The organism is Streptomyces sp. H27-H1, from assembly GCF_026627445.1.
Classification (GTDB): domain Bacteria; phylum Actinomycetota; class Actinomycetes; order Streptomycetales; family Streptomycetaceae; genus Streptomyces.
This window is the reverse complement of the sequence record NZ_JAPNLJ010000143.1, coordinates 1-1,336: the sequence shown is the minus strand read 5'-3', so window position 1 is coordinate 1,336 and position 1,336 is coordinate 1. Positions and strand designations below refer to the sequence as shown.

Here is a 1,336-nt window from a genome sequence, read left to right as displayed (position 1 = left end):
CAGGGCTGTTGCAAAGTCTTTTGGTCTTGGATCGTTGCTGGTCAGGAGAGGCCGAGGAGTTCGAGGGGTCGTCGGAAACAGTCGTAGGACATCTCGCGGAGGCTGGCCGCGATGTTCGTGTGGCCCGCTGCTCGCAGCTGGTTGATCGCGAAACTGCGGAGGGTCGCCATGTTGTCCGGCCCGTGTCCGGTGCGGATCTTGGAGGCGTCCTCGGCGAAGGTGGTGTCGCGCACGAAGTGCAGCCGGTTCTCGATCACCCACTGTGACCTGACCAGATGCCCAATACGCTGCGGGGATGCCTGCCTGGCACTGAGGTCAGTGAGCGCGTAGACAGTCTGGCGGCTGACTTTCCCGGATTTCAGGTCGGTGCGATGGCGCAGGATGCGGGCTGCCTGCACTGCGTGCGGGAAGTCCAGGCCGAGGCCGTCCACGGTGAGCACGCGGGTCACCCGCGTCTCCTTGCGCCCGTGTCCCTCCTCGCGGTCGTAGCGCCGCGCGGTGACCTTTCCCCATGGCAGCGACCGCAGCTGGTGATACAGGCGGGGCTGGTTGCCCTTGACCACCAGCAGGTAGTGCGCGTGCTTCTCCTCCACCAGGAAACGGGCGTGCTCGCGCTGGGTGTGCAGCGCGTCGGCGGTCACCGTCACGCCGGCCAGATCGAATGGTTCCAGCAGAGCGGCGAAGCAGGTGATCTCGTTCGTTTTGTCCGGCACCCGCAGCTGGGTGACGGTCAGTCCGGTGCCGGTCATTGCGGCCAGCAAGTGCGCAGCCACTGTGGTGCAGGTGCGCGAGCCGCGGGCACTCTTGCCGTCGACGGCCAGGGAGTCGGCCCCGGCCGGATCGGCGCCGAGCAGGTCCGCGAGCCCGCCGGGACAGACGGCATTCAGGACCCGGCGGATGGTCGCCGCGCTCGGCGCGAGGCGGACCTTGAACACGGTTTCGGTGCGGGCGCCGAGACGGGCCAGGGCATCTTGCGGTGCCGCCCTGGCCCACTGGCCGATCGCCGCGAACGAGCGTGCTCCGGTCAGCACGGCCGAGCAGGCGATCAGCAGCACGCTCACGAACGGGTGACGCTTCCCCCGCCGATGGCGCGGGTCGGCCAGCGTGGCCAGCCGCTCCGGCAGATACACGAGCCCACGGTGCTGACGCGAAGGCGACTTGATCAGGCAAATGCTGGCAGACTGACGGCACATCGAAGCTCCCGTTGGCACAGGCGACTTGGCAAGGTCACCCGCATCAACGGGAGCTTCGTTGCGTTCGTAGCGCCTCCGCCGGACACCGTCACACGGCCACACCAGCGCGTCTACAAGATCAATCCGACTTTGCAACAGCCCTG

Annotated in this window: 1 protein-coding gene; it reads right to left on the bottom strand. The window is 67.4% G+C overall.

Going from position 1 to position 1,336, the window contains the following annotated elements; genetic code table 11:
- Positions 1-41: 41 nt before the first annotated feature.
- Positions 42-1,336, bottom strand: a 1,295-nt coding sequence (locus tag OTB20_RS42170; protein WP_267825183.1) for an ISAs1 family transposase, incomplete at its 5' end; no start/stop codon positions are given.